The sequence below is a fragment of the Terriglobales bacterium genome (assembly GCA_035567895.1).
GTDB lineage: Bacteria > Acidobacteriota > Terriglobia > Terriglobales > Acidobacteriaceae > Gp1-AA112.
The window spans coordinates 106,281-133,279 of sequence record DATMPC010000022.1; the positions used below are offsets into that span (position 1 = coordinate 106,281).

Consider the following 26,999-nt stretch of genomic DNA (forward strand, 5'->3'; position numbering starts at 1 on the left):
TGATGGTGACTTACAGAGAAATCCACAGAACTCCCTGTTATTTCCCTGCCTTGAAGCGAAATTTGGAGATTTTGGGCAGAATTCGATGACTTCGAGATCGATTTCGAAAACTCCCCTGTTATTCTCGCTGTTCTTGGCTGGGCTGCTGGATAGAACACGAGGGTTTTCCTCCGTGTCCCCCGTGTCTCCGTGGTGAAAAATGGTTTAGCGACTTAGCTGTTCAACTCTCGCTACGCTGGCGCGCAGCTCGTCCACAATCTCGCGAGCAGCCTCCCGGGCTTGATCTTCCTGATTCGGCTCAAAGGAAATTGCTCCCACGCGAGCATGACCTCCACCACCATATCGTTCGCAGATCACGGCGAGATTCAGCATGTCCTGCGGACGCATGTTCGTCCACGGATTGGAGCCGACTGACACCTTGGTGCGAAATGAACTCTTGCTGAGGCCGACGCTATAGGTGGAATCCGGATGCAGATAGTAGGGCACAAACTTGTTGTAGCCTTCGAGATCGTAATCCATTACGTCGAAGAAGATCGTCCCGTGCTTGCTCTCTGAACGCTGCTTCATAATCTCGACGGAGTGTTCGTGCCGCTCGAGTAGCGGAGGAATTAGCGGCGCTACCAAAGGATCTTCAATGATGTCAGCTAGCGACTTGTAAGCTAGCAAGGGAATCAGCCTCGGTGTGAAGTTGTTATCTTGAGTCGACTCCACAACCATGGTGAGCTTCATGGCCGGTTCCTTCATTTCAACCGCGGTCTTTGCGTCCTTGTATTGCGCGCCGTCGACGATGTCGGCCCACTCAATTAGTTCCGCAACCGGGGCGGGATTGAATCCAAAACGATTCTCGGCAATGGTAGCCAGGAACTTCGTGCAGGACCTAAAGTCTGGATCGTAAAACTTCTTATTACTCTCACTATGCAGAAAGTGCTCGTGATCGTCTGGAGTAAGGAAGGCACTCTGATGATGGTCGAACCACCAAGTGATCTTGGGCGAGGCTGAATACTTGAAGTCGACAATTACGTTTTCGTCGCCGGTGAAAGCCGCCTCATCGAAGAGCGATCCCGCACGATGGAGAAGGCCGACATAGTCGAAGGTCGCGTTGTCGCGAATCCGCTCCGAGTAAAAGCGGGAAAACAACGCGGCAGATGCCGTGCCGTCGAAACACTTGTCATGAAAAAAAACCCGGACCTTCAATCTGGCTCCTGGCAGTAAATTGCTGGCTTCTGTCTCTCGCTCTCCACCATGAACCGCAGAGTCCGGGCCTTAGAGGAGAAAGCTAATCATCTTGCCATGCAAACAGCGGGGATTCAAGCAGAGTTCGATTCGCGCTAGACGATGCGGCGACCGGTCTTCTTGCGACAGTCCTCACACACGCCATAAATTTGGAATGTATGACGCGTGGTTTCGTAATGATGCTTACGGCCAATCTCCTGCTCTAGCCGATCGACCTCCGGAGAGAAGAACTCGACAGAGCCTCCGCAATCGGTACAGACCATATGGTGGTGGCTGCGACGGTTGTGCTGGTGCTCGTAGCGGGCGATGCCATCGTGAAACGCGACTTCACTGGCAAGCCCACATTCCGCCAATAGCTTGAGTGTGCGGTAAACGGTCGTAAATCCTATGCGTGGATCGCGCTTGCGGACGAGTTGGTGAAGCTGCTCAGTCGAGAGATGCTCATGAGTTTCGAGGAAGGTGAGCAGGATGGTATCGCGCTGCTCCGTCTGCTTCAGACCAACTCGTTTCAAGTGCTGATGAAACCGGTCCTGGGCTTCGCGCAGAGACTCGCGCGAAATCGATATTTGGTCATCAATGCGCTTTTGAAGCATCCGAATCGACAGGCGTATGCCTCATTTCAGCATAACATTAAGCGTGATTTTCGCCGTGGAGGCATGGAGTACACGGAGGCGGTTAACAGGGGATGAATTTTCCCGTTCTCAACCGATGTTTCTCCGTGTACCCCGTGTCTCCGTGGTGAAATTGTTCGTCTAGAATCGAAACAAATGGCAACCACGACGCTCGCACCGCCCAGGAAGAAGACGAAGACACGGAGCATCCTTCTGCGTTCGCTCATTGCCGCCGGGACTCTTCTGGTGCTCGCGATATTGGCACTTGCAATCTGGGTTTACTCCGTAGGACGTCGTGAACTTCCCCAAGTGGACGGAGCAATTGCATTGAGCGGGGTCTCGAGTCCAGTTTCAGTAGTACGCGACAAGCTTGGCGTACCGCATATCCGGGCAGCAACTTATGATGATCTCTTCTTCGCTCAAGGCTTTGTTACAGCCCAAGATCGTCTGTGGCAAATGGACATCTCCCGCCGCTACGCTGCGGGAAACCTTGCCGAACTTCTTGGCCCGGGCCTGCTGAGACACGATCGCCAGCAACGATACCTTCAAATCCGCGCGGCCTGCGAAAGAGCTGTGAGTAAGCTCGACCCGCAACAACGTCACTTCCTCGAAATGTACGCGCAGGGAGTGAATGCATTTATCGAGCGCACGCGAGACCACCTGCCGCTGGAATTCAAAATTCTGCGCTACTCACCTGCTCCATGGCGGCTCGAAGATTCACTCTTGATCGGCGCCAATATGGATCAGATGCTGAATACGCAGTACGACCTCGAGCTTAAGCGGGAGAAAGTTGTGCGTCACCTCAACCCTCAAGAAGTCGCTGATCTCTATCCCGCTACCTCCTGGCGCGACCTGCCGCCGGCAAAACAGGCGAATCCAGCGATTGACGAGCAGCCACCAGCCAGGCGAAATCCCGATTCGGAAGAGGACGAGGAAGGGAACGAGGGTTCCCCGACAAAAACCTCCTCATTGATGTCCGCATTCGATCCACCTACCTGCGAAATGTGCGTTCCGGGATCGAACAACTGGGTGGTATCTGGCGCGCACACCGCAAGCGGAAAGCCTCTGCTCTCAAACGACATGCACATCGAGCACTCCATTCCGGATATCTGGTATGAGGCTCATTTGACCAAAGGCGATGGTCAGGACTATGACGTCGCCGGTGTTACCCTGCCGGGTCTGCCGTTCGTTATTGTGGGGCACAATCGACGCATCGCATGGGGATTTACCAACCTCGGACCCGATGTACAAGACCTTTTTGTTGAACAATTCAACTCTGCCGGAGAAGTGGCTTCGCCGAATGGCTGGCAAGCTCCGGAGAAGACGCATGAAGTGATTCACGTTAAGGGAAGACCGGATGAAATCTTTGACGTTGTCGTGACGCGGCATGGTCCGGTAATCACGCCTATCCTGAAGGACGAGACTCGACAGCTCGCGCTTCAGTGGACTATCTATGACTCCAGCACGCTGGGAATTCCCTTTTTGGAAATTAACTCGGCGCGAAACTGGTCCGAATTCCGAAGCGCGTTCTCGAAGTTTGGCGGGCCTTCACAAAACGTGGTTTACGCCGATATCGATGGACATATCGGATATCAGGGCACCGGCAAAATTCCGGTGCGCGCGTCGGGGGACGGTATGTTGCCACAGTCCGGAGCCGATGCAGCCCATGATTGGACGGGATACGTACCCTTCGACCAGCTTCCGAGCGTGTACGATCCGCCATCCGGCATACTGGCGACCGCCAATGGGCGCATTACGCCTGACGGGTATCCACGTTTGCTGGCGAATGTCTGGTGGTCGCCTTATCGCACCTCTCGCATTTTTCATCTCCTGGAGCAAGGCCAGAAGTTCAAGCCGGCAGACATGCAGGCGATCCAGACCGATATCACTTCGGAACTTGAGCGTTTCTTCTCGGACCGGTTTGTGTATGCCGTCGACCATTCGAAGAATGCCTCGCAGCGCGTGCATCAGGCAGCAGAAATCATGCGCGGCTGGGATGGACGCATGGAGAAGAACAGTGCGGCAGCCACGATCGCATACTGGAGCCGGCGCAATCTGATGAGGGTGCTGCTCACTCCCAAAATGGGCGAGGACTTCGCCAACTACGACTGGGGCTTATCTGGGCCGGCGCTTGAAACCATCATCACCCACAAACTGCCGCGCTGGCTGCCACAGAGTTATGCGTCGTATGACGATGTGCTCGTGGCCGCGGTGCAAAAGACTGTTGATTCTGACAAAGCGCCTAAAGATTTGAAGACGTGGCAGTGGGGACATCAACTCCCGGTCGAAGTGCAACATCCCTTATTTGGATCCATTCCCGGGCTAAGCCGATTCAGCGGCACGGGGTCCCACCTTCAATCCGGCAGTGGCAGCACGGTGAAGCAAGTAGGAACCGATTTTGGTCCTTCAGAACGATTGACCGTGGATTTCTCGAATCTGGATCAATCAACGCTGAACATCGTGATTGGCCAGTCTGGGCATCTGTTAAGCCCGCATTACAAGGATCAGTTCCCGGCATGGTACGGGGGCTCGACTTATCAGTTGCCGTTTAGTGAAGCCGCTGTAAACGAAAACGCAGAGCATCGGCTCACCCTGCAGCCGAACCGCTAGCGCTTAGCGCTGCACAGGAAGCCCATTTTGTTTTAAGCTTAGACAGTCGCAATGGAACTGCTGCTGAATCTCATCTGGGTCGGCACCGCCTCCGTGGCGCTATTCGCTTGGGTGTCGTGGCGTAAGACTTCAGATTCCAACGCCGCCCCGGAGATGTTGCGGGGGACGATGGTAGTGGTCTGCATCCTTGCGCTGTTCTTTCCAGCAATTTCCATAAGCGACGATCTCTCTCAATCCCCCGGACTGGCAGAGAGCAGCCGCCTGCAAGACGTCCTCAAAGCTCCTGAACTACGCGGCATCTACCATCTAGCCGCGACTCTGCCGGCAGTGCCCTTGTTGTCGTTGCAGACCACGGTCCGGGCAATACCTAGAGACTGTGTTCGCACGGCTCGCCTGAGCCTGCACGAGGTCTTCTGGTCGCCGTCGATTGAGAAGCGCCCTCCCCCACAGCTCGCCTAGAGCACATCGCCTTAAGTAAGACACGTTCAGCAACATCTCTTATTCGAGACGGAGCCATGAGGCCTGCAGCCTTACGACTTTCTCAGTTTGCCTTATTCGTACTCGCGCTGTCCGCATATGGTCAGCAGACGAGTAGTCCACCTTTGCCTGCACCAGGCATTCCACGCTACCTGAGCCTGTTTGAAGCCGAGCAGCTTCTGGCACAGCGCAACCTGCTTCTTTCCGCCAGCCGCTCTCAACTTGCTGCGAGCGAGGCAGCGCGTCGGATCGCGGGCTTCAAACCCAATCCGCAGCTGCAACTTGGAATGGAGCAAGTTCCCTTTCAATCTCCAGTTCCTGACAGCGTTCCGAGATTCTTTGCCACCAACGGAAACGCAGGCGCCAATCCTGTTTACACAGCGCAGTTCAGCAAGTTGTTCGAGCGAGGCGGCAAGCGGGAGATGCGCATGCGTCAGGCGGACGCCCAGGTTGGCGTGGCGTCGGCCCAAATTGACGACACATTGCGCAACCAGCGGTTCGCTCTCCGTCAGGCGTTTGGCAATGCCTTGCTGGCGCGTGACAATCTGCGCATCGCCGCCGAGATAGATGCCCAATACGCAAAGACGGAAGACCTTACCTCTGTGCGAGTCAAAGCCGGGGACCTGCCCGGAATCGAACTCTATCGACTGCAGGCCGGACGACTGCAATTCCAACAAGCCGTAATCGACGCCCAAAGCGCTTACGAGCAAGCCACGCGAGACCTTCTCAATGTGTTGAGCGGGCGAAGTGAGGACGTCTTGCCGGCCCCCGCTCGGCCAGTCTCGACAACGGAACCTGTAAGCGATCTGCTTGAGTCCGCACCACTGATCGTGGTTGGTGACTTCTCTGACGCGCCTGTTTCCGATGGCCTCAACCAACTGAAAAACGTTGCGCGCGCAGAACGTCCGGATTTGAAGGTCGCAAGAGACAACCTGCAGGCTGCAGAATACGGCGTTCGTCTGGCACAGGCGCAGCGATCACGCGACATCAATGTGGCGACCGAATACCAACGGGTTGGCGATGACGACACGCTGGGCATTGTTACGCAAATTCCGTTGTTTCTCTACAACAACGGCAAAGTGGGTGTTCAGCAAGCCCAGGCAACGCGGGCTGTTGCAGAAGCACAACTCCATCAACTCGAAGTGCAAGCGGACACCGATGTTGAGAAGGCATACCAGTCATATTTAGCTGCGAGGCGGTCGGTCTCCCTTTATAGCGGCGAGAACTTGAAGCAGATACAGAAGGTTCGCGACATTGTCGATTTCAGCTATCAACACGGGGCGGCCACATTGCTGGAGCTTCTCGATGCCGAACGCACCGTCCGGCAGGCAACCGCCGCCTACAACCAGGCACGGGCGAATTACCAGTTAAGCATCTGGCAGCTCGACTCCGCTGTCGGAAGAGATTTGCAATGAAAGATCAAGAACCAATCAACAGAAAGCCGAGAACGCAATCCGTTTGTGCCCTTGCAGGGACACGCCCAAGCACCGTCGGACGTCGTTTTTTCGGACTAATGACCGTCGCAATTGCATTGGCTGGCTGGTCCGGCTGCCACACCCAATCCAAGCCACGGACCGAGGACCCACAACAAAACCCCTTACGTTTTGCAACCGTCAGCCTGCAGTTCGTCCAAAACGAAGTCGCGATTCCAGCAAAGGTACAGGCTGACCCACAGCGCTTAGTGCACGTGTTTCCGCCTGTGAGCGGACGTTTGTTGTCATTGAACGTGCGTCCCGGCGATGTGGTGCGACAGGGACAGGCAATCGCGATCATTGAAAGCAGCGATGCTGCGAGTGCTCGCTCAGACTACGAAAAGTCCAGGATAGAAGCAGCGCGCTCACACCAGGCCGAACAGCGCGCTGCGTTGTTGCTCCAGCATGAGGCGATGTCCGAGAAGGATTACGAAGACATCAGAGCACAAGCGGAATCAGCCAAGGCTGACCTCGCGCGTACCGAGCAACGGCTGCGCATGCTCGGTCTGAACACGGGGAGTATTTCAGACCAGGTAACCGTCCGTTCCCCGCGCAGTGGAGTAGTTCTTGAGATGGGCGGCGCCAACGGTGAACTCGCGAAGTCGTTAGATAACGCAGCTTCTATCGCCACGATCGCAGACCTGAGGTCCGTGTGGATCGTGGGAGATGTGTACGAAAAAGACGTAGCGCTCGCGTCCCGCGGTATGCCGGCGGAAGTCACGTTCGCTGCCCTGCCCGGCGCGAAGTACAGCGGCACCATCTCCAATGTCTCAGATGTAATCGATCCAACCACGCGCTCGCTGAAAATCCGGGTGGTCTTGCCGAATGCAGCACACAAGCTAAAACCCGAGATGTTCGCGACTATTCATTTGGTCGGACGCAAACAAAGCCTCATGACCGTGCCCACCACAGCTGTGTTACACGAGGGCAACGCAAGTTTCGTACTGGTGAAGAAAGCAGAGGGCAACTACGAGAAACGGACGGTAACAGTAGTCAACTCCGACTCGGACAAAACCGAGATCGCCTCCGGTCTTCAACCAGGCGAGATCGTGGTGACGGTTGGCGCGGAGTTGCTGCGTGAATCCGGAGCGGGAAGCTAATGCAGAGTGTCGTCCTGGCTCTTCTGCGTTATCGGACTCTTGTCCTGATCGGGCTGGCTGCGTGGATCGCCCTGGGTATCTGGGGATTTGTACAACTAGATATTGAGGCGTATCCGGATCCGTCGCCGCCATTGGTGGAGATCATCACGCAGAACCCCGCCTGGTCAGCCGAAGAGATGGAGCAGCAAATCACGGTGCCGCTGGAGACGGTGCTCAACGGAATGCCTCGCCTCGACTACGTGCGCTCTATCAGCATCTTCGGACTCAGCGACGTAAAGCTCTATTTCGATTTCAAGAGCGATTACTTCTACGACCGCCAGGAAGTTCTTGATCGGCTTCAGACGCTCACATTACCGAATGGAGTCCAGCCACAACTCTCTCCGTGGTCGCCGATCGGTGAAATCAGCCGTTATCAGCTCACTGGCCTTAAGTACCGTCTGAACGACTTGAAGGCTACGCAAGATTGGCTAGTCCGCCGCGAGCTGAAGCAGGTGCCGGGCGTGATCGACATCACCACATTCGGCGGCACGACAAAGCAGTATCAGGCAGAAGTGGATCCCAACAAGCTCCTTGCGATGAATGTCACGCTTCCCCAGGTAGTAACAGCGGTGAGTTCAAGCAATGCAAATGCCGGCGGAAACTATATGACCCTCGGCAGCCAGAGCTTGAACATTCGCGGCATCGGACTACTCCACAACCTTGATGACATCCAGAAGATCGTAATCACTCAGCGCAACGGCGCCCCGGTACTGCTGAGAGACGTCGCGAATGTTCATGAGGGCTATCAGCAGCGGCTGGGAAGAGTTGGAGTAGACAAGGACAGCGACGCCGTGGAAGGGATCGTATTACTGCAGCGCGGTGAGGAATCATTACCTGCGCTGCGAGCACTGAATCGAAAAATAGATCAGCTCAATCACGGGCTGCTTCCAGCCGGCATGCAGATAAAGCGGCTCTACGACCGCACGCGACTGATTCATGTAACCACGGCTACAGTGCGCCACGTCGTGCTCACCGGACTGGTCCTGGTCATCGTGCTCCTCCTGGTCATGCTTGGGGACATCCGTCTAACGCTGATTACCGCGTTAACGATTCCGGTCGCAATCCTTTCCGCATTCGGCTTGATGGTACTTACAGGCCGCTCTGCAAATTTGATCTCGATAGGCGCGATTGATTTCGGTATTCTCGTCGATTCCTGCATTGTGGTCCTCGAGGGAATCTACCGCACGTTAGGCGCGCGCCTGGAAGGTGAATCCGCCAACAAGCTGATCGCTCGCGCCACGGCACGGGCATCGCGCCCGGTACTGTTCGCAACCATCATTATTCTCGTCGCGTTCATCCCCCTGTTCACCATGCAAGGAGTGCCGGGAAAGATTTTCTCGCCGATGTCGGTAACCTACGGCTTTGCTCTCACGGGAGCACTGATTTTCGCGCTACTATTTGCTCCTGTATTGGCGTCGTTCGAAGGCAGCCGGCGACCCGAACAGGTGCATCGGGAGACGCGCGTCAGCAATTGGTTACGCGAACGCTACGACCGATGTCTGATGTGGACGCTGCGGCATGCTCGTGTAGTACTTGTAGTCGCGGCGGCCTTTCTGGTGATATCACTCATTGCCTTCTTTTTTGTTGGTGGTGAGTTCATGCCGGCATTGGAAGAAGGTAACTTGTGGATTCGCGCAACCCTTCCACAGGATATTTCTCTGGAAGCAGCCTCCGACCTCGCTCAACGCTTCAGCGCTGAGATTCGCAGTTTTCCTGAAGTGACACAGATAATTTTTCAAGTGGGAAGGCCCGATGATGGAACTGACGTAAGCGGCTTCAACAACGTTGAGATCTCTGCCGATCTCAAACCTTTAGGCGAGTGGCCGCACGGAGTGTCCAAGTCGAGCCTGATTGCGCAAATGGAGAAGCGGCTAGCGATCTATCCAGGCGTTGACTTCAACTTCTCCCAAAACATTCAAGATAACGTTGAAGAAGCAATGTCAGGGGTGAAGGGTGAGAACTCGCTCAAGCTGTTCGGCGACGACTTTGATGCGCTCACACAAAAGGCGAACCAACTGGCGAAGATCATGGCGCAGGTTCGTGGAGTGCAGGATGTCGGCGTGTTCCACGTAAATGGCCAACCCAACCTCATCATCTCCCTGGACCGGAGTAAGGCAGCCCGTTATGGCATCCTGCCCGCGGACGTAAATGCCGCTGTGCAAGCGACGATTGGAGGCAGTCCGGTAACGCAAATCATCGAGGGCGACCGCCGCTTCGACATGACAGTGCGCTACTTGCCTCAGTATCGCGACTCACCTGAATCGATCCGAAATATCCTGCTGCCTGCGCCCGATGGCTCGCGAGTTCCCCTTGCTCAGGTTGCGGACGTCTACCTGAAACAGGGTGCGTTCCAGATTTATCGCGAAAACGACAAACGTTATATTCCCGTGAAGTTCAGCGTGCGTGGTCGCGATCTCGCGGGTACCATTCAGGAACTCCAAAGCCGCATCGAGTACGAGGTAACCCTGCCTCAGGGCTATTCCTACGAATGGGCAGGAGAATTCGATAGCCTTCGCCGCGAGCAGAAGCGACTCAGTCTGATCGTCCCCATCAGCCTGGCCTGCATCCTCGTCTTACTTTTCATTCAGTTTCACACCTGGCAGGACTCACTCATCGTAATGGCGATCCTTCCCTTCGCTGTCACCGGGGGAGTATGGTCACTCCTGCTATCTCGCACTTCTTTCAGCATCTCCGCCGCCGTGGGATTTACCTCGCTTATTGGAGTCGCAACTCTTGGTGCGGTGGTGTTTCTCGCTGGAGTACGCAGGGCACAACTCGAGTCAGGCAACGAGCGCGGGCTTGAGGAAGGTTGCCGCGAAGAGATGCGACCAGTGCTCATGGCCTGCATGGCAGCCGGTCTGGGATTGCTGCCTGCCGCGATCTCGTCCGGAATCGGAGCCCAGGCACAACAACCACTTGCCCGCGTCGTGGTTGGTGGAATGCTCACTACGCTACTCGCAGTACTGTTCGTCCTTCCGTTGTTTGCGAGGCGCCAGCGAGGCTCACAACGCGATCAAATGCCATCCACCCCGGAACCAGAAGAGCTGCGCGTCTAAGAAGTGGCTTCCGCAAGCTTGCATTGGCACTTTCCTTGCACCACAATCAAAGTAAGTTTTTACTTACTTTCATGAATCCAGTCTCCAACCGAGGGAATCCAAGCACCATTCAGGTATTGGCCTAACGCTGATGTTCTGTCACGCCCGTCGTTGTTTACCCGGAAAAATCGGCTTGGCCATCAGGCATCTATCTGTGTTTGCGCTCCGTTCGCGCTGAGCTTAAAGCTTTTCAGCACAAACAACTTAGACAATGACTGGGAGGAAGAATGAAAGGGTCTGGTTCTATTTCGCAAGGCATTAGAGCCGGCCGCTGCATCGCCGTCTTGTTAGTCGTCATGGCTGAGGCGAGCACGACTTATGCCCAGCTTGGTCAGGAGGCGCCTCGACCGGTCACGGCCGCAGGTACCGTTCAAACTGCCCCTCCTTCAGTGCTCCTGTCCCCTGCGCCTACTGCAACCTCTGGGACCTCTGCGGATCCGTTCAGCGGGAGTGTCATATCTGGAAAAGCCACCGACGAGGTAATTTCGGTATCGCTCAGAGACGCCATTAATCGAGGACTTAAGGCAAATTTGGGGGCGTTGTTGACGGAACAAGGGATTACCGGCGCACGTGCTCAGCGCTGGCGCGCGTTGCAAAGCATGTTGCCGGATGTGACTGCGCGAGTTGGCGAGAGCGTCCAGCAGATCAACCTTGCCGCACAGGGAATCAGATTCCCAGGCGTACCGGCGATTATCGGTCCCTTCTCGAACTTCGATGCTCGTGCATTTCTCACTACTAATGCTGGCCTCACTCAGTACGAGAGCATCCGTTCTTCAGTTGAGAATCTAAGGGCATCACAGTTCTCCTATCGCAATGCCTTGGAACTAGTTGTGTTTTCTGTCAGCAATGCCTACTTGCAAGTGCTCACCGCGGGCGCAAACGTGGTCAATGCGCAGGCGCAAGTGCGAACCGCACGAGCGATCTTAGATCAGGCCAAACAAATGCATCAGGCAGGCGTAAGCGCCAAAATCGATGAGTTGAGAGCAACGGTCGAGTTGCAAGCACGACAACAGGATCTGATTGTTGCTAAGAATAATCTCGATAAATCCAGAATTACCCTGGCACGAACGATTGGACTGCCTTTGGAACAGAAATATGAGCTAGCTGATGCCTTGCAATTCATTCCTGCGCCACCTATGACTCAGGAGGAGGCGCTGCATCGCGCGCACCAAGGCCGCTTTGACTATCGTCAGGCGCAGGCGCAAGTGCGCGCAGCCGAGTTGTCGGAACGCGCCGCACGCTTCGAGCGGCTTCCAATTCTCTCCTTTAGCGGAAACTACGGTGACATAGGCATTAGCCCGGGCAGCTCGCACGGCACCTTTGTTGCCGCTGGAGGTATTCAGGTTCCAATATTCGAAGAAGGGCGCATTCGCGGAGACGTTTACCAGGCGCAGGGGAACTTGAAGCAAAGTAAAGACCTGCTGGCCGATCTCGAGGGTCGTATCAACGCAGAGATCCGGACTGCATTCCTGGACATAAACGCTACGTCGGAGCAGGTGCAGCTCGCCGACTCTACCGTGAAGTTGGCAGAGGAAGAGCTTGCAGAAGCGCGCGAGCGGTTCGCCGCAGGCGTGACCGATAATCTCGAAGTCGTCCAGGCACAAGGCTCTTTGGTGAACGCGCAAAATCAGTATGTCTCCAGCCTCTATGTTCACAATTTGGCGAAGCTGACATTGGCTCGGGTTGTAGGCGAAGCCCGGCAGAACGCGGCAACCTATCTTGGAGGAAAGTAATGGCTGCAACGCAAGACGAACGGTTAGAGACCATTGAGGAACAGAATCGCTCCACAGATGGTGGCGCGCGCCGGTTGCAAGCTGTCGAGACTCCAGTGCGGCCAAGCGCAACCCTGGCTCCTGATGATCAGGAGAAGCCGCGCGAAGAAGAAGAAGCCGCAGCACGGACCGCACAACGCAAAAATCGGCTGAAGAGGTTCGCACCGCTCGTCTTGGTGATAGCGGCACTAGGCACGCTGCTCTGGTGGCTGCACGCACGGCAATACGAAGACACCGATGACGCGCAGGTAGACGGTCACATCAGCCAGATCGGATCTCGCGTCGCTGGCTACGTTAAGGCCGTGAACGTTGAGGACAATCAGGAAGTTCAGGTCGGGCAGATATTGGTCGAGATCGATCCTCGCGATTATCAGGTCGCTCTCGATCGGGCGAGGGCGGAACTCGCCGACTCACAGGCACAAGCGGTAGCAGCGAACTATAGCGTCCCTATCACGTCGGTTGCGACCAAGAGCCAAATTGAGTCGGCTGAAGCGGACGTTAGAAACGTGCAATCTGGAGTTGCAGCAGCTCACAAGAACCTCGATGCCGCGCGCGCCAAGCTGCAGGGCGCCATCGCCAACAACGTGAAAGCGCAAAACGACGTACAGCGGTACAAGGGTTTGGTCGAGCGCGACGTAATCTCCAAGCAACAGTACGACGCTGCTGTAGCTGCTGCTGAAAGCACTTCCTCCGAAGTTCAGAGCTCTCAAGACAATGTAGTCGCCGCTCAAGAGGCGGTTACGCAAGCCGAGGCCCGCGTTGTACAGGCGCAAGCCAACCTACGCAATGCCGGTACCGGCCCAAGGCAGGTGAGCGTAACCCAGGCTCGAGCTACCTCAGCTCAATCGACAGCCGCCAAAAACCATGCAGAGCTGGAGCAGGCGCAGCTGAATCTTCAGTACACCAACATCATTGCACCAAGTCACGGAATTGTCGGCCACCGCACTGCGGAGGTCGGACAGTACGTGCAACCAGGGCAGGCGCTGATCTCGCTCGTGGACATCGACAACGTCTGGATTACAGCAAACTTCAAAGAGACGCAATTGCGACACATGAAGCCTGGACAGCCTGTCGAGGTCAAGGTCGATGCCAGCGGACGCAAATACAACGGCACAGTGCAAGCGATTGGCGGAGCCAGCGGATCCCGTTTCAGTCTGTTTCCTCCCGAAAATGCAACCGGCAACTACGTGAAAGTCGTGCAGCGAATTCCGGTTCGCATCGTGCTCGATGCTGACCAGAACAAGGATCACCTGCTGCGTCCGGGAATGTCAGTCGTACCCAGCGTGAGGGTCAGGTAGAGACGCAGCATGCTGCGTCTCCACCATGCAGCTGAAGTAAACCTTGGGTCCCTGGTTTTCCCATATGTCCTCTTCAGACGCAGCGTGCTGCGTCTCTACCAAAGCTACGGCTTATGAGCACAACCTCACAGGATCTTGAAATCCAGCAGTTCGCGGCGCCGGCACACGCAGAGTGGCGCCCCACCCACAACCCCTGGGCAATTGCGCTGGTGGTCACCATGGCGACATTCATGGAGGTGCTCGACACGAGCATCGCCAATGTCGCTCTGCCGCACATCGCCGGCACTCTCTCAGCCACAACCGACGAGAGCACCTGGGTGCTGACTTCCTATCTGGTCTCGAACGCTGTAGTGCTGCCAATCAGTGGATGGGCGTCAGACATGATGGGACGCAAGCGGTTCTACATGACTTGCGTCGCATTATTCGGCATTAGTTCCCTGCTCTGCGGCCTTGCTCCCAGCCTTCCGTTGCTCATCTTCTTTCGTGTGCTGCAAGGCGTAGGCGGCGGCGGACTAGCTCCGAGCGAGCAGGCAATCCTCGCAGACACGTTTGAGCCACGAAAACGCGGCGTGGCATTTGCGGTGTACGGCATGGCCGTAGTGCTGGCCCCCGCTATCGGTCCAACGCTCGGTGGCTGGATCACCGACAACTACAACTGGCGCTGGATTTTCTTCATCAATGTTCCCGTCGCGATCGTGTCGTTGTTCCTGACCAATCGACTGGTCGAAGACCCACCGGAACTTGCCCACAAGCGCAATTCGGGAATCAAGATCGATTACATCGGACTGGCGTTGGTTGGAATCGGGCTGGGCTGTCTTCAGGTCGTTCTCGATAAGGGGCAACGCGACGACTGGCTGCAATCCGATTTCATTCTGTCCTTCTCGATAATCGCCGGCCTCACCATCGTTGGAGCAGTCATTTGGGAGTACTTTCAAAAAGATCCCATAGTTGACGTGCGCATGTTCAAGAACCGCAACTTCGCGCTCGCCTTTGTCATGATGACAATGCTGGGCTTTGCGCTGTTCGGTACCACGGTGCTCATTCCGCAGTATCTCCAGACCCTTCTCGGATACACCGCACAGCGCGCGGGGATGGCGCTCTCTCCCGGCGGTCTTACCGTTATGGCGCTTATGCCGCTGGTCGGCTATCTCGTTTCGCATTACGACGCACGCTGGCTGATCGCCATGGGATTTCTTGCCTGCTCCGCCGCCCTGTTCCACATGATGGAGATGAACCTTGGTTTGAGCTTCGGAGAGGCCGTGCAGCTCCGGGTCTTCCAGGCGGCGGGTATTGCCTTCCTCTTCGTGCCCATCAACACGATGTCCTACGTTGGAGTGCCGCGCGGAAAGAATAACCAGGTGTCGGGCATGGTGAATCTGGCCCGAAACGTGGGTGGAAGTGTCGGGATCTCAATCATTGAGACCATGCTGGACAGGCGCTCACAGAAGCACCAGAGCGACCTGGCGTCGCATCTCACTAGCAGTAGTCCGGCGTTCCAAAGCCAGATCTCAGCCATGACGCAGGCAATGGTTAATATGGGCTACAGCGCTGCCGACGCATCCCAGCGCGCCTACAGCATGGTGTACCAGCAGGTGCAGCGGCAGGCGGCTGCTCTGGCCTACAACGATGTGATCTTTGTGTTTGCCATAGCTTGTGCCATCATGGTGCCACTCGCATTCTTAATGCAGAAGAACAAGCCCGGCGCTGGCCCTGGCGGAGTGCACTAGGTTGGCCGGACTGCACGCGAGGTGCAGCATGAACATTCGCAACATCACAATCGACCGGGAAGTCGGATGTGGCGGAGTAGAAATCGCAGCTCATATCGCCCGCCGCCTGAACTGGAAGCTCATAGACAAGTGCCTGATATTCGACATCGCCAAGATGGCGAACGTCGACGTGGAAGCCGTTAAGAAGCTAGACGAACATCCTGATCCCTTACTCACCCGTATGAGCCGTCTCTTCTGGGGCGGAGGCGCCGAGCGCGGCATGGTGAATCCCGATCACTTCGACTGCAAAAAGATGACGGAACTCACGCGGACAGTGTTTCTGAAGGCTGCGGATGAGGGAGACAGGGTGATTGTTGGCCGCGGGGCTCCCTATATCCTTGCCGAACGAGAAGACACGTTTCATGTCTTTCTCTATGCACCGCGCGACTACAAAATTCAAAGAGTTCGCAAATACTGCACTTGCGACGACCACGCAGAACAAGTGATCGATACCGCAGATAACGAACGGGCGGCGTTTATTCGTCAGCACTTCCACATCGAGTGGCCGGAACGGCACGTCTATGACTTGATGCTGAACACGACGGCTGGCGAAGACTGGGTGGTTGACACAATCCTTCAAGCCGCGAGGCTCACACAGCCGGAGCCCGCGCTAGTCGGATAGCGTTACAGTTGCGCAGCCCTGACTTTCCCCTTACACTGCCCGAATGCCCAAAGCAAGTGTGCTCGCCGCTCTAGTTGTGCCTTTTTTGTGTGTATCGTTGATTGCGCAGACCTCATCCGACCAGGCAAGCACAACAGGAAATTCTGGCCAAACTGATTCTTCAAAGGCGAAACACAAAAACCCTCTCAGTCTCGATCTCCCGAATTCGCTGGTGGTCGAGGGACGCGACACGAAAACCACTCCGCTCACGACGGGGCAAAAATTTGCACAAGTCCCGAAGAATTTTTTCAACCCATTTACCTTTATCGCCGTCGGAGCTGAAGCGGGGATTGATCAAGCCGCTGACTTCCATCATGGATACGGGCAGGGCGCCGAAGGATTTGGTAAGCGTTATGGTGCCGATCTCGCGGATACTGCCACAGGTCAGCTTTTCGGAATTGGAGTATATCCGTCGATCTTTCACACAGATCCGCGTTACTACCGTATGGGAAGCGGCTCATTTTTTTCGCGGACAACGTATGCCGGGACCCGGGTCCTTGTAACCCGTACCGATTCGGGTCGCCGAATCCTTAATTTCCCTGAGATCCTCGCCAGTGCCACCTCGAGCGGAGTTGCACGATCGTATTATCCCGACGACGAGCGCACCGCTGGTGATTTTGCCGTGTCAATGGGGACAAGGATTGCTTTTGACGCGGCGTACAACTTCGCCAAAGAATTCTGGCCCGACGTTCGCAAGCATCTCTTCGGCCATAAGTAGCCTGTAACGTAGTCGCAGTCTCCGAATCCCATCCTGCAGAAAGCTGCGATGAGCGAACCAAAACAGGAAATCTGGCTCATACGTCACGGCGAAACCGAGTGGTCTGCCTCGGGCGCGCACACATCCCGTACCGATCTACCTCTGCTTCCGAGCGGAATCAAGCAAGCAGAAGAACTCAAAACGAAACTACGCGGACGCAGATTCGCGCTGGTGCTCGTGAGTCCGATGCAACGCGCGCGCGAAACGGCCCGCCTTGCCGGCTACGCCGATCAAGCTGAGATCACCGAAGATCTGAAGGAATGGGACTACGGCCAATACGAGGGCAGCAGCACTGCACAGATTCGCCAGGAGCATCCGAACTGGTCTCTATGGCACGATGGTGTTGCAGGAGGCGAGTCGGTGGACCATGTTGGACTCCGAGTGAAGCGCGTCATCGATCGATGCACGAAAGTGAGCGGCGATGTTGCCCTCTTCGGACACGGCCACGTCCTTCGAATATTGACTGCGGTCTGGCTGGACCTTCCCCCCGCCGACGGAAGATTGTTCGCCCTGAATACTGCGACCATCAGCGTCCTGGGATATGAACACGATTACAAAGTGATCCGCCGCTGGAATTGTCCAGGCGTTTGATGCACCGGTACTGTCAATTGCCCCAGTAACCTCGCGAGGGCAATTGCCAAGCTTCCTGATGCCTTCCAAGTCTTTGTCGAGCTAGCTAAACCATTGCGTCTATTAATTCCTAATTTATCCACAGAAAATATACCTGTTAATCAGATCGACAACACAGAGCGCTGGACAGTTACCCCGCTCATGATTTTCCTTGGGGTTTACGCAAACTAAGGTTTACTTTGAGTTAAATACTGGGATGAGACGGTCATTAACTATTTAGCGGACCGATCGAAGCGCGACGTCCACCAGATCACTTAGAAGGAGCTCCCGCGTCAATCAAGCAATCGGAAATTATTTTCGAGCCAGCCGAGAAGCCCGGATTCCTCTTTTGGACCGGATCGCAATACGCCTGGCGAAGCTCTGCCACTAAGTAGAGACGCAGCATGCTGCGTCTCTACCATGGTGCCATTCATTTCCTGCGACCTTAACGCGCACCTATCCGTCTAAAATGGACATAGTCGCGCAATGGCAGATTCCCATCCGGAAGAAGAGGTACTAGGAAAAGCGTATGACAGCCGTTTGATGAAGCGGCTGCTCACCTACCTCGCTCCGTACAAATGGCAAACGCTTGTCGCGATCGCGGCCATTCTAATCAAAGCTGGCGCTGACGTTCTCGGACCGTACCTCACAAAAGTCGCTGTCGACAAGTACCTGGCAGACAAGCACGCCGCTGTACGTCCTCATTTCCTTGATTCCTGGCTAAGCTTGCGGCCATTGGTTGGCATCGGACAAATTGCGGCGCTCTATCTATCGCTTCTTCTCGTTAGTTACTGCATGGAGTTCCTGCAGACCTACTACATGCAATGGGTGGGACAGAAGGCGATGTTTGATTTGCGCAGCCAGATCTTCGCGCATTTGCAGCGGCTGCATGTGGGATTCTTCGATCGCAATCCGGTTGGACGATTGGTCACCCGAGTTACCACGGACGTGGATGCAGTGAACGAAATGTTCACATCGGGTGTGGTGTCAATCTTCGAAGACGTGTTTGTGCTTGCCGGCATCATCGGGTTCATGTTGTGGATGAAGTGGTGGCTCGCATTGATTACTTTCGCGGTGCTGCCTCTTATCTTCTGGGCGACGATGATCTTTCGTCGCAAAGTGCGCGAATCTTACCGTCGGATTCGGACGGCGATCGCTCGCATTAATGCTTATCTGCAGGAGCACATAAGCGGAATCGTTGTGCTCCAGCTCTTCAACCGTGAAAGACGCGCCTATAGAAACTTCGAAGAAGTGAACGCCATGCACATGGAGGCTTTCAAAGACGCCATCATGGCGCATGCTGTTTACTACCCGGTTGTCGAAATCTTGTCAGCGATTGCTATCGCCTCGGTAATCTGGTTTGGCGGAGGGCGAGCCCTGGTGGATGCTGCCCTTCTGGGGACAGTCGTCGCTTTCATCCAGTATGCCCAACGCTTCTTCCGCCCAATTCAGGATTTGAGCGAAAAGTACAACATCCTGCAATCCGCCATGGCCTCGAGCGAACGCATATTCAAACTGCTCGATACCGCTCCCGCAGTGGTGAGCGCAGCCAGGCCGCGCCGCGTCGATGGCCCCGGACGCATCGAGTTCGAGAATGTCTGGTTCGCTTACAGCCGCGAGCAGCCCAAAAAGCGCGACACCAATGGCCAACCCCATAGCGAACTAGCTCCCGAAACGCCGGCAGACCCTGAATGGGTGCTGCGCGACGTGTCCTTCACTATCGAGCCAGGAGAGACGGTGGCGATTGTCGGCCACACCGGAGCGGGAAAGACCACGATCATCTCGCTGCTGCTGCGCTTCTACGACATTCAACGCGGCGCAATCCGCATCGACGGCGTCGACATCCGCGACATGGACCTCGCCGAGTTGCGCCGCCGCTACGGCGTTGTACTCCAGGATCCATTCCTCTTCTCCGGCACTATAACCGACAACATCCGCCTGGGTTCAAAATGGGTCACTGACGAGATGGTGGAGCGTGCCGCCGAAGACGTAAACATCGCCGACTTCATCCGCACTCTTCCCCAGGGCTTCCGCGAGCCGGTACGCGAACGCGGCAGCACGCTCTCCACCGGCCAAAAGCAACTCATCTCGTTCGCACGCGCACTCGCACATCAACCTCGCATCCTCATCCTCGACGAAGCTACCTCCAGTGTCGATACCGATACAGAACTCCGCGTCCGAGAGGCCCTGACCCGCATGGTCGAAGGCCGCACCTCGATCATCATCGCCCACCGCCTCTCGACCGTGCAGCGCGCCGACAAGATTATCGTCATGCACAAATCCCAGCTCCGCGAGATGGGATCCCACCAGGAGCTGCTCGCCCAACGCGGAATCTACTGGAAGCTTTATCAACTGCAGTACAAAGACCAGGAGCTTCCCACTGTCTCTGGCACGCTTATCGGCGGCGAAACAGCCCGCCAGCGGTAGCCTGTGGGTGAATCGGAACTTCGAGGACCGCCTGCCGCTTGCACCCCATCTGCCACAGAATCGGCGTCGCCGGGGGCTTTGTATTGGCCGCTCACTTCACTCCAATCACCCTGTGGCTCGATCACCCGATTCCCCCATTGAGTGTCTTTCACTCAACTTTAACCATCTCCCTCTTGACAGCTGAAACGCCCGCTCTTACAATTAGCACTCGTTAGGCATAAGTGCTAACAGCGTCCTGTGTCCTCCTCGTTGCAGACGCTGCTGCGCTTAGAAATCGCCGTGAACGATAACACAAGCTCTCATAGTTTCAACAACTTGGAAGTACAACTTCAATACTTAGACAATTCACAAGGAGTCGAATACAGACATGGCAAAGTTGACCCCGTTGCATGACCGCATCCTGGTTCGCCGCATTGACGAGGGCGAAACCGTTCGTGGCGGCATCATCATTCCCGACACTGCGAAAGAAAAGCCGCAGGAGGGTGAGGTGATCGCCGTTGGCGCAGGTAAGAAGAACGACGAAGGCGAAAGGCAGCCCGTCGATGTGAAGGAAGGCGATCGCATTCTCTTCGGCAAGTACGCTGGGAACGAGATCAAGATCGACAACGAAGAATTCCTGATCATCCGCGAAGAAGAAGTACTCGGCATTCTGACCGGTGCAGCGAAGTCGGTAAAGAAGGCAAGCTAGGCGCGCTTCGCGCGAGCAGTCGGCACTCAGCATTCAGCCAGTGAAACATTCTGGCGTGAGCTGAGCAGCCTAGAAGCTTAGGAGCTCAGAAGCTCCGCAAGAATTGCCGCTTCGGCGGCACGAAAGTAAAAGTATAGGAGATAAGCAATGGCTAAGCAGATCGTACATGGCGAGGAGTCGCGTCAGGCGATTCTCCGCGGCGTCAACGTATTGGCTGACGCAGTGAAGGTGACGCTCGGTCCGAAGGGCCGCAATGTCGTCATCGAGAAGAAGTTTGGTTCGCCGACCATCACCAAGGACGGCGTGACCGTAGCAAAGGAAATCGAGCTGAAGGATGCGCTCGAGAACATGGGCGCGCAGATGGTGCGCGAGGTCGCTTCCAAGACCTCCGATGTTGCCGGCGACGGCACCACCACCGCGACTGTGCTGGCGCAGGCGATCTTCCGCGAAGGCGTGAAGACGGTGGCTGCCGGCGCCAACCCGATGGCGCTCAAGCGCGGCATTGAAAAAGCCGTCGCCGCCGTCGTGGGAACCGTCGATGAGGAAGGCAACCGCAAGGGCGGGGCTCTTAGCCAGTTCTCGAAGCCGGTCACAGGCGACATGATCGCTCAGGTCGGCACCATCTCTGCCAACAACGACGAGACCATTGGCAAGATCATTGCCGAAGCGATGAAGAAGGTCGGCAAAGACGGCGTAATCACGGTCGAAGAGTCGAAGACGATGGAGACTCAGCTTGAAGTCGTGGAAGGTATGCAGTTCGACCGCGGCTATCTTTCTCCGTACTTCGTCACCGATCCGGAGCGCATGGAAGCCGTGATGGAGAACCCCCTCGTTCTCATCTACGAGAAGAAGGTCAGCTCCATGAAGGACCTGCTCCCGTTGCTCGAGCAGGTAGCCAAGAGCGGCACCCCGCTGCTTATCATCGCGGAAGACGTGGAAGGCGAAGCGCTCGCGACCCTCGTGGTCAACAAGCTGCGCGGTACCCTGAACGTCGCTGCCGTGAAAGCTCCTGGCTTCGGCGATCGCCGCAAAGCCATGTTGCAGGACATCGCAATCCTCACCGGCGGCAAGGCCATCACTGAAGACCTCGGCATTAAGCTCGAGAATGTTCAGGTCGGCGACCTCGGCAAGGCAAAGCGCATCACCATCGACAAAGACAACACCACCATCATCGAAGGCAAGGGCAAGACCAACGAGATCGAAGGCCGGGTGAAAGAAATCCGTGCTCAGATTGAGAAGACCACCAGCGACTACGATCGCGAGAAGCTCCAGGAACGTCTGGCGAAGCTCGTGGGCGGCGTGGCGGTGATCAAGGTCGGTGCCGCTACCGAGACCGAGATGAAGGAGAAGAAGGCCCGCGTTGAGGACGCTATGCACGCAACTCGCGCAGCCGTTGAAGAGGGCATCGTTCCCGGCGGTGGCGTGGCGCTCGCGCGCTGCATCACGGCCCTCGATGAACTCGCTAAGACCCTGAGCAGCGAAGAAGCGATCGGCGCACAGATCGTAAAGCGCGCGCTTGAAGAGCCTCTGCGTCAGATCGTCGGCAACGCCGGCGAAGAAGGCGCCATCGTGATCGGCAAGATCCGCGAGTCGAAGGACAACAACTTCGGCTACAACGCCCAGACCGGCAAGTTCGAAGACCTGGTCAAGGCCGGCGTGATCGATCCCACAAAGGTCACCCGCACGGCTCTGCAGAACGCTGGCTCCATCGCTGGCCTCATGCTCACCACCGAAGCCCTGGTAAGCGAACTTCCGGAAGAGAAGAGGGAAGCTCCCGCTCCAGGCGGCCACGGCGGCATGGGCGGAATGTACTAAAGCAATTGGCCGGTTTGCCAACCAAAAGCCCCGCAGAAATGCGGGGCTTTTTATTGCGGACGTGCTTCCGGCGGCGTCTCCGGTTTTCGGCAGCTTCCCACCGTGACAAAAAAAACCTTCTCTCCGACGGTATTCGTTGGTAGCGAAGGAATTGGAGGGTTGCGTGAACCCAGATATCCGTCGGGTCAGGATCAATGAATCGCATGCAAGTAGCCACGGACAGGTTCCCTGCTATTTCCCTGCTAATTGCCTGGTCAATTGCGATTCCCCTGTATTTATGCGGCTCGCGCGATTGAAGATTTTTTTCGCGGGAAAAATTCCCTGCCATCTTCCCTGCTTCGGGAATTATCGTTTCAGTCGCAGATCGCCCGATGCTCGGCCGGGAACAGCGAGGTCCCTTCGTTACGCTCCCTCATTTTGCACAGGTTTCTAGCTGGTACATGTCCTTTAGTACACCGCACTTCCGGCATCTCTGCGACAATTCACAAAACCATCATCATCATGAACCGAGAGGCTGCATGCCCCCAGTAACAGCCGGTCCGAAAACGGTTCTGTGTGTCGACGACACACCATATGTCCTACAGATGCTGGACATGTTCTTGACTGCTGTGGGATATCGCGCGGTTCCCGCGTCGAACGGGCGTGAAGCCCTGGAACTCGCCAATAAGATCTCGCTCGACGCCGTAATCCTCGACTACGAAATGCCCGAGCTCAATGGACTGGAGGTTGCGCAGATCCTGAAGGCCGCGCACCCTTTGTTGCCGATTCTGATGTACTCTGCCCGCCATCCACAGACGGAAGCCAGCGCTCCGGGAGTTGTGGACGCGTACGTCGAGAAGGAACACCCGCAAGCTCTGGTGATGGCGCTTGCGCGCGTCTTGAACGATCCCCCTCCGGTACTCGTGCGACGGAGATTTCCCCGGTTTGCAACATCATCGAGAACCTTTACGTTGCGCTTCCCTGATCGGGAAACAGAGAATGCCGCGTTTGAAGGTACGCTGAGAGATCTTGCCGAGGGTGGTTGTGGCGGACAGGTGGATGCCCAGATGGTGCCGGGCGAACTGGTCTCTCTTGCCTTTGGAATCCCGGAATGCGAGATCACGCTGGAGTTGCGGGCACGAGTCCGCTATCAGAACGCGGACTCGCACGGGTTTGAATTCGTGGATCTCACAGCGGCTCAACAGAAAGACTTACAGCGTTGCCTGCACGTGATTGCAGCTGCCTGAGCTGCGGGGCGAAGGAACTTGGATCTGTTCAGCTCGCGTGTGGAAGGCGCTCTTCGGGAACTGGAGCCGGCCTTCTCAGGATTAGAAATGTTGCGGTGCCGAGGATGATCAGCAAAGTCACGCCAAGTGACAGCCACAGATACTGCCCGGGATGTCGCATGTAGCGAACGATGCGGCGGCCGTAGTGCGCAGCTATGAGCGTGAGCAAACCGTAACGGATGGCGCGACCCAGGAACACAGTAAGAAAGAACTTGCGCAGCTTGTATCCGAATGCGCCGGCAGCCAAAAGAAACATCGACGTGGGACACGGCGGCGGCGATACCGTGGATACGAAGATCGCGCCTGATCCCCAACGCTCGAGAGCGTACTGCACCTGGTGCGAGCGGCGCGCACCGAACTTCTTCTCAATCCAAGCGAGGCCGGTTTTCTGCCCGAGCTTGTACGTTAAGTATGACCCGATCATCGCTCCCAAAGTGGCCATGCTCGCGTAGTACAACCACAGATCGCTATGCCGCGCGGAGAGATACGCAGTGAGAATGTCGAGGCTGCCGAAGGTCGGAAGCGGGGAGCTATCGAGGATCGCGAGCGGAACCAGGCCTATACCGCCCCAATGCGCGAAGAAACGGAGCATAGTCGGATTACTGGCGCGCGGGCGTTGTTGCGCCAGCACCTTTGCCGCTTTGCCTAGAGCCGCCGCGTTGAATACGCTCGAAAGCAATCTGCTCCTTAGATGCCCCTAACTGACATTATCGACATCTGGTCTTGTTAAGTATTGCTAACGAAGGAACAAGCACGTTCGTAGTCCCACTTTGTTCGGACCCTATTCGTGCATGATAGTTGCCGCTCAGTAGAGACGCAGCAGGCTGCGTCTTCTACTGGAACTACTGTGCTATAGAATCTCTGCCGATGATGATCAAACGGCTGCTGTGCTCTCTTGCATTGTTCGTAATTTCTCTTGCTCCTCTGCCTGCAATTGCGTGGGGCTGTGAAGGGCATCAAATCGTTGCTCTGATCGCAATGAAGCACCTTCAGCCCCAGGTTGCAAGTCAGGTGAATGCTATCTTGGCTGCAAGTCCGGTGGCGTCCACGCTTCGCCACTTTTGCCGCACGTCGGGGCTACCGCCGATGGTTGAGGTTGCGAGCTGGGCTGATGATGTACGCGCTGAACAGTCGGACACAGGCCCACTGCACTACATCAACATTCCTCTTAACGCTACGCGCGACAAATACGACATCAGCGATGCCTGCAAGCAGGGCTGCATCGTCGACGCGATTACGAAATACACGCAGCAACTCAAGGCCGGCAATGACGCAAAAACTCGCGCAGATGCATTGCGCTTTCTAATTCATTTTCTGGGAGACATTCACCAGCCTCTGCACGACGAAACCAACGGGGATGAGGGCGGCAACTGCGTTCCGGTGGAGTTCGAGGGTGAAGAGCCCCGCGTGACTAACGCGCAAAAAGAGGAATATTTCCCCAATTTGCACTCGGTCTGGGACACCGGCATTCCGCAGAGCATGCTGGCCTCGCACGATATGACCGTTGAGGAGTTTGCTGATTTCCTCGACTTCCGCTTCCGTCCGCGCCTCCAGCGCTGGAACTCAGGTCAGGCCGCGGATTGGGCATGGGAAGGCCACGATCTGGCCTTTAGCGCCTATCGTGCGTTGCCGGCAAACCTGCCGCGCGACATCAATCCCCAGGCGACATCCTGCTCAGACAACAATCACATTGCCAAGCGCCTGGCGGACCTGCACATGGTGCTGGGGGAACGCTATGACAACGTCTCCCACCCGATTGCCGAGGAGCAACTTACAAAAGCGGGAATCCGCCTGGCAGCCCTGCTAAACGCAGCCCTCGGTAAATCATAGGCACCGTTACCTTGGTTACCCTCGCTGAGGTAGAATCTCGGATTCCAGTAAGCCAGCCGTAAATCCGACCGCCAGACCGCATCGTTCTTAGGGAGAGGAAATGAGCACGGCGCCGAGCGCCAAAGATCAGCCGCAAATAACGGATTCCATGCTGATATCGAGAATCCGGGCAGGTGATGAGGACGCGCTCGCCACTCTACACGACCGCTATTCCCAGGTTGTTTACTCAGTAGCGTTGCGCGTGTTGGGTGAGACCACACAGGCGGAAGACATTTTGCAGGAAATTTTTCTCCAACTTTGGCGGAATCCACAGACGTTCGATTCCAATCGCGGCAGCCTCGGGGCGTGGCTCGCGGTGATCACACGTCATCGCGCGATTGATCAGCTGCGCCGCCGCCGTCCTGAGTCTGACATCGAAGATGTAATCGTCGCGGTGGATACGCGGATTGAGCAGACAACTGATCGCAACATGGCGATTGCGAAAATTCGTGCCGTCGTGGAGCAATTGCCTGCCGAGCAACGCAAGCCGTTGGAGATGGCATTTTTCGAAGGGCTCACCCATTCAGAAATCGCCAGCAAGACTGGGGAACCGCTGGGAACAATCAAGACGCGAATTCGCTCAGCACTACTAACTCTACGAAAGGCACTCGCCGCATGAGAGACCATCAACAGATCACCGACGATCTGGTGCTGTACGCCCTGCGCGAGCTGCCTGAGCAGCAGGCCTTGGAAGTCCGTCGGCACCTTGACGATTGCCCTGAATGCCGACGTGAGCTGGGCGACCTGAATTCGGATATGGCATTACTGGCCTTGTCGAGCGTGGGACCGGCCCCGCCACAGCGTTCACGCGAACGCTTGCTAAGGGCGGTAAAGGCAGAGCCACGCCGTTCTAAGAGCATCGTGATGCATCGCCCATGGTGGAGCTTCGTGCCATCCTTCGCAGCCGTTCTTCTCGCCATCTTTGGCTTGATGCTGTGGCGGGAAAACACGGGACTGCGACGCAAACTGGACGCTTCGCAGCAGGCTTCAGCACAACGGCAGGCCGATTTGGAGCGCGCCCAACTGGTTTTGGATACATTAACTTCACCAGAATCAAGCCACTTCGCTCTGGTGGCTACTAAGTCGCAGCCAGTTCCGGAAGGGCGCGCGAGCTACATGCAGAAGACCGGCACGCTGGTCTTCACCGCTCAACACCTCCCAGCGCTGCCGCCGCAGAAGGTCTATCAATTGTGGTTGATACCGGCAAGTGGCTCAGCGCCAATGCCGTTCGGCACATTCAAACCGGACGCGCAAGGCAATGCCTCGATGATCAAGCCGAACATGGACAAGGCTGCACCCAAAATGTTCGCGGTGACGATCGAGCCAGAAGGCGGCAGCCAAACACCCACCATGCCCATCGTGATGGCAGGGGCTTAGAACCCCTTTTTTTTACCACGGAGTACACGGCCGGAGATGCGACGTGTTCCTATCAGTA

Annotated in this window: 21 protein-coding genes; 18 read left to right on the forward strand and 3 right to left on the reverse strand. The window is 56.2% G+C overall.

Annotated features, from left to right (window positions below):
* Positions 1–204 precede the first annotated feature (204 nt).
* Positions 205–1,194: a DHH family phosphoesterase gene (locus VNX88_06350; GenBank protein ID HWY68267.1), complete on the reverse strand. Its 990-nt coding sequence runs from the start codon at positions 1,192–1,194 to the stop codon at positions 205–207.
* 134 nt (positions 1,195–1,328) lie between these two features.
* Positions 1,329–1,826: a Fur family transcriptional regulator gene (locus VNX88_06355; protein ID HWY68268.1), complete on the reverse strand. Its 498-nt coding sequence runs from the start codon at positions 1,824–1,826 to the stop codon at positions 1,329–1,331.
* A 174-nt stretch (positions 1,827–2,000) separates the two neighbouring features.
* Between VNX88_06355 and VNX88_06360 the strand changes: the two genes are divergently transcribed.
* From VNX88_06360 to VNX88_06430, 15 genes are all read left to right on the forward strand, one after another.
* Positions 2,001–4,454, forward strand: coding sequence for a penicillin acylase family protein (locus VNX88_06360; GenBank protein ID HWY68269.1), 2,454 nt, complete (start codon positions 2,001–2,003; stop codon positions 4,452–4,454).
* 51 nt (positions 4,455–4,505) lie between these two features.
* A complete protein-coding gene (locus VNX88_06365; GenBank protein ID HWY68270.1) occupies positions 4,506–4,913 on the forward strand; it encodes a hypothetical protein in 408 nt (135 codons plus the stop codon).
* A gap of 56 nt (positions 4,914–4,969) precedes the next feature.
* Positions 4,970–6,346, forward strand: coding sequence for a TolC family protein (locus VNX88_06370; protein ID HWY68271.1), 1,377 nt, complete (start codon positions 4,970–4,972; stop codon positions 6,344–6,346).
* Between the two features lie 98 nt (positions 6,347–6,444).
* Complete coding sequence (locus tag VNX88_06375; GenBank protein HWY68272.1) at positions 6,445–7,503, forward strand: efflux RND transporter periplasmic adaptor subunit; 1,059 nt, start codon at positions 6,445–6,447, stop codon at positions 7,501–7,503.
* Positions 7,503–10,598, forward strand: coding sequence for a CusA/CzcA family heavy metal efflux RND transporter (locus VNX88_06380; GenBank protein HWY68273.1), 3,096 nt, complete (start codon positions 7,503–7,505; stop codon positions 10,596–10,598). Before VNX88_06375 ends, VNX88_06380 begins: the two co-directional genes overlap by 1 nt.
* A 266-nt stretch (positions 10,599–10,864) precedes the next feature.
* Entirely contained in the window at positions 10,865–12,370 is a 1,506-nt protein-coding gene (locus VNX88_06385; GenBank protein HWY68274.1) for a TolC family protein, read from the forward strand.
* Positions 12,370–13,707, forward strand: coding sequence for an HlyD family secretion protein (locus VNX88_06390; GenBank protein HWY68275.1), 1,338 nt, complete (start codon positions 12,370–12,372; stop codon positions 13,705–13,707). Before VNX88_06385 ends, VNX88_06390 begins: the two co-directional genes overlap by 1 nt.
* Positions 13,708–13,820: 113 nt before the next feature.
* Positions 13,821–15,434, forward strand: a complete 1,614-nt coding sequence (locus VNX88_06395) for a DHA2 family efflux MFS transporter permease subunit (protein ID HWY68276.1) — start codon at positions 13,821–13,823, stop codon at positions 15,432–15,434.
* A gap of 28 nt (positions 15,435–15,462) precedes the next feature.
* Complete coding sequence (locus VNX88_06400) at positions 15,463–16,095, forward strand: cytidylate kinase-like family protein (GenBank protein ID HWY68277.1); 633 nt, start codon at positions 15,463–15,465, stop codon at positions 16,093–16,095.
* 43 nt (positions 16,096–16,138) lie between these two features.
* Entirely contained in the window at positions 16,139–16,852 is a 714-nt protein-coding gene (locus VNX88_06405; GenBank protein ID HWY68278.1) for a hypothetical protein, read from the forward strand.
* Between the two features lie 48 nt (positions 16,853–16,900).
* Complete coding sequence (locus VNX88_06410; protein HWY68279.1) at positions 16,901–17,482, forward strand: histidine phosphatase family protein; 582 nt, start codon at positions 16,901–16,903, stop codon at positions 17,480–17,482.
* Positions 17,483–17,986: 504 nt separating this feature from the next.
* Complete coding sequence (locus VNX88_06415; protein ID HWY68280.1) at positions 17,987–19,927, forward strand: ABC transporter ATP-binding protein; 1,941 nt, start codon at positions 17,987–17,989, stop codon at positions 19,925–19,927.
* Positions 19,928–20,294: 367 nt separating this feature from the next.
* Complete coding sequence (locus VNX88_06420) at positions 20,295–20,615, forward strand: co-chaperone GroES (GenBank protein ID HWY68281.1); 321 nt, start codon at positions 20,295–20,297, stop codon at positions 20,613–20,615.
* A gap of 147 nt (positions 20,616–20,762) precedes the next feature.
* Positions 20,763–22,430 carry a chaperonin GroEL gene (gene groL / locus VNX88_06425; GenBank protein ID HWY68282.1) on the forward strand — a complete coding sequence of 556 codons (1,668 nt, stop codon included), beginning with the start codon at positions 20,763–20,765 and terminating at the stop codon, positions 22,428–22,430.
* 518 nt (positions 22,431–22,948) lie between these two features.
* Positions 22,949–23,656 carry a response regulator gene (locus tag VNX88_06430; protein HWY68283.1) on the forward strand — a complete coding sequence of 236 codons (708 nt, stop codon included), beginning with the start codon at positions 22,949–22,951 and terminating at the stop codon, positions 23,654–23,656.
* A gap of 28 nt (positions 23,657–23,684) precedes the next feature.
* Here VNX88_06430 and VNX88_06435 read toward each other — a convergent pair whose 3' ends face one another.
* Entirely contained in the window at positions 23,685–24,374 is a 690-nt protein-coding gene (locus tag VNX88_06435; protein HWY68284.1) for a VTT domain-containing protein, read from the reverse strand.
* Between the two features lie 188 nt (positions 24,375–24,562).
* On the opposite strand from VNX88_06435, the gene VNX88_06440 reads away from it, so the two are divergent.
* From VNX88_06440 to VNX88_06450, 3 genes are all read left to right on the forward strand, one after another.
* Positions 24,563–25,525 (forward strand): S1/P1 nuclease, encoded by a 963-nt coding sequence (locus VNX88_06440; protein HWY68285.1) that lies wholly within the window; start codon positions 24,563–24,565, stop codon positions 25,523–25,525.
* A 100-nt stretch (positions 25,526–25,625) separates the two neighbouring features.
* Positions 25,626–26,183: a sigma-70 family RNA polymerase sigma factor gene (locus VNX88_06445; GenBank protein HWY68286.1), complete on the forward strand. Its 558-nt coding sequence runs from the start codon at positions 25,626–25,628 to the stop codon at positions 26,181–26,183.
* Entirely contained in the window at positions 26,180–26,941 is a 762-nt protein-coding gene (locus VNX88_06450) for an anti-sigma factor (protein ID HWY68287.1), read from the forward strand. The genes VNX88_06445 and VNX88_06450 overlap by 4 nt, the downstream gene beginning before the upstream one ends.
* Positions 26,942–26,999: the final 58 nt, after the last annotated feature.

What these genes read in the sequence shown, in the direction of transcription:
- VNX88_06355 (HWY68268.1), bottom strand. Translation starts at nt 1,826, where the DNA reads ATGCTTCAAAAGCGCATTGATGACCAAATATCGATTTCGCGCGAGTCT.
- VNX88_06360 (HWY68269.1), top strand. Translation starts at nt 2,001, where the DNA reads ATGGCAACCACGACGCTCGCACCGCCCAGGAAGAAGACGAAGACACGG.
- VNX88_06365 (HWY68270.1), top strand. Translation starts at nt 4,506, where the DNA reads ATGGAACTGCTGCTGAATCTCATCTGGGTCGGCACCGCCTCCGTGGCG.
- VNX88_06370 (HWY68271.1), top strand. Translation starts at nt 4,970, where the DNA reads ATGAGGCCTGCAGCCTTACGACTTTCTCAGTTTGCCTTATTCGTACTC.
- VNX88_06375 (HWY68272.1), top strand. Translation starts at nt 6,445, where the DNA reads ATGACCGTCGCAATTGCATTGGCTGGCTGGTCCGGCTGCCACACCCAA.
- VNX88_06380 (HWY68273.1), top strand. Translation starts at nt 7,503, where the DNA reads ATGCAGAGTGTCGTCCTGGCTCTTCTGCGTTATCGGACTCTTGTCCTG.
- VNX88_06385 (HWY68274.1), top strand. Translation starts at nt 10,865, where the DNA reads ATGAAAGGGTCTGGTTCTATTTCGCAAGGCATTAGAGCCGGCCGCTGC.
- VNX88_06390 (HWY68275.1), top strand. Translation starts at nt 12,370, where the DNA reads ATGGCTGCAACGCAAGACGAACGGTTAGAGACCATTGAGGAACAGAAT.
- VNX88_06395 (HWY68276.1), top strand. Translation starts at nt 13,821, where the DNA reads ATGAGCACAACCTCACAGGATCTTGAAATCCAGCAGTTCGCGGCGCCG.
- VNX88_06400 (HWY68277.1), top strand. Translation starts at nt 15,463, where the DNA reads ATGAACATTCGCAACATCACAATCGACCGGGAAGTCGGATGTGGCGGA.
- VNX88_06405 (HWY68278.1), top strand. Translation starts at nt 16,139, where the DNA reads ATGCCCAAAGCAAGTGTGCTCGCCGCTCTAGTTGTGCCTTTTTTGTGT.
- VNX88_06410 (HWY68279.1), top strand. Translation starts at nt 16,901, where the DNA reads ATGAGCGAACCAAAACAGGAAATCTGGCTCATACGTCACGGCGAAACC.
- VNX88_06415 (HWY68280.1), top strand. Translation starts at nt 17,987, where the DNA reads ATGGCAGATTCCCATCCGGAAGAAGAGGTACTAGGAAAAGCGTATGAC.
- VNX88_06420 (HWY68281.1), top strand. Translation starts at nt 20,295, where the DNA reads ATGGCAAAGTTGACCCCGTTGCATGACCGCATCCTGGTTCGCCGCATT.
- groL (HWY68282.1), top strand. Translation starts at nt 20,763, where the DNA reads ATGGCTAAGCAGATCGTACATGGCGAGGAGTCGCGTCAGGCGATTCTC.
- VNX88_06430 (HWY68283.1), top strand. Translation starts at nt 22,949, where the DNA reads ATGCCCCCAGTAACAGCCGGTCCGAAAACGGTTCTGTGTGTCGACGAC.
- VNX88_06440 (HWY68285.1), top strand. Translation starts at nt 24,563, where the DNA reads ATGATGATCAAACGGCTGCTGTGCTCTCTTGCATTGTTCGTAATTTCT.
- VNX88_06445 (HWY68286.1), top strand. Translation starts at nt 25,626, where the DNA reads ATGAGCACGGCGCCGAGCGCCAAAGATCAGCCGCAAATAACGGATTCC.
- VNX88_06450 (HWY68287.1), top strand. Translation starts at nt 26,180, where the DNA reads ATGAGAGACCATCAACAGATCACCGACGATCTGGTGCTGTACGCCCTG.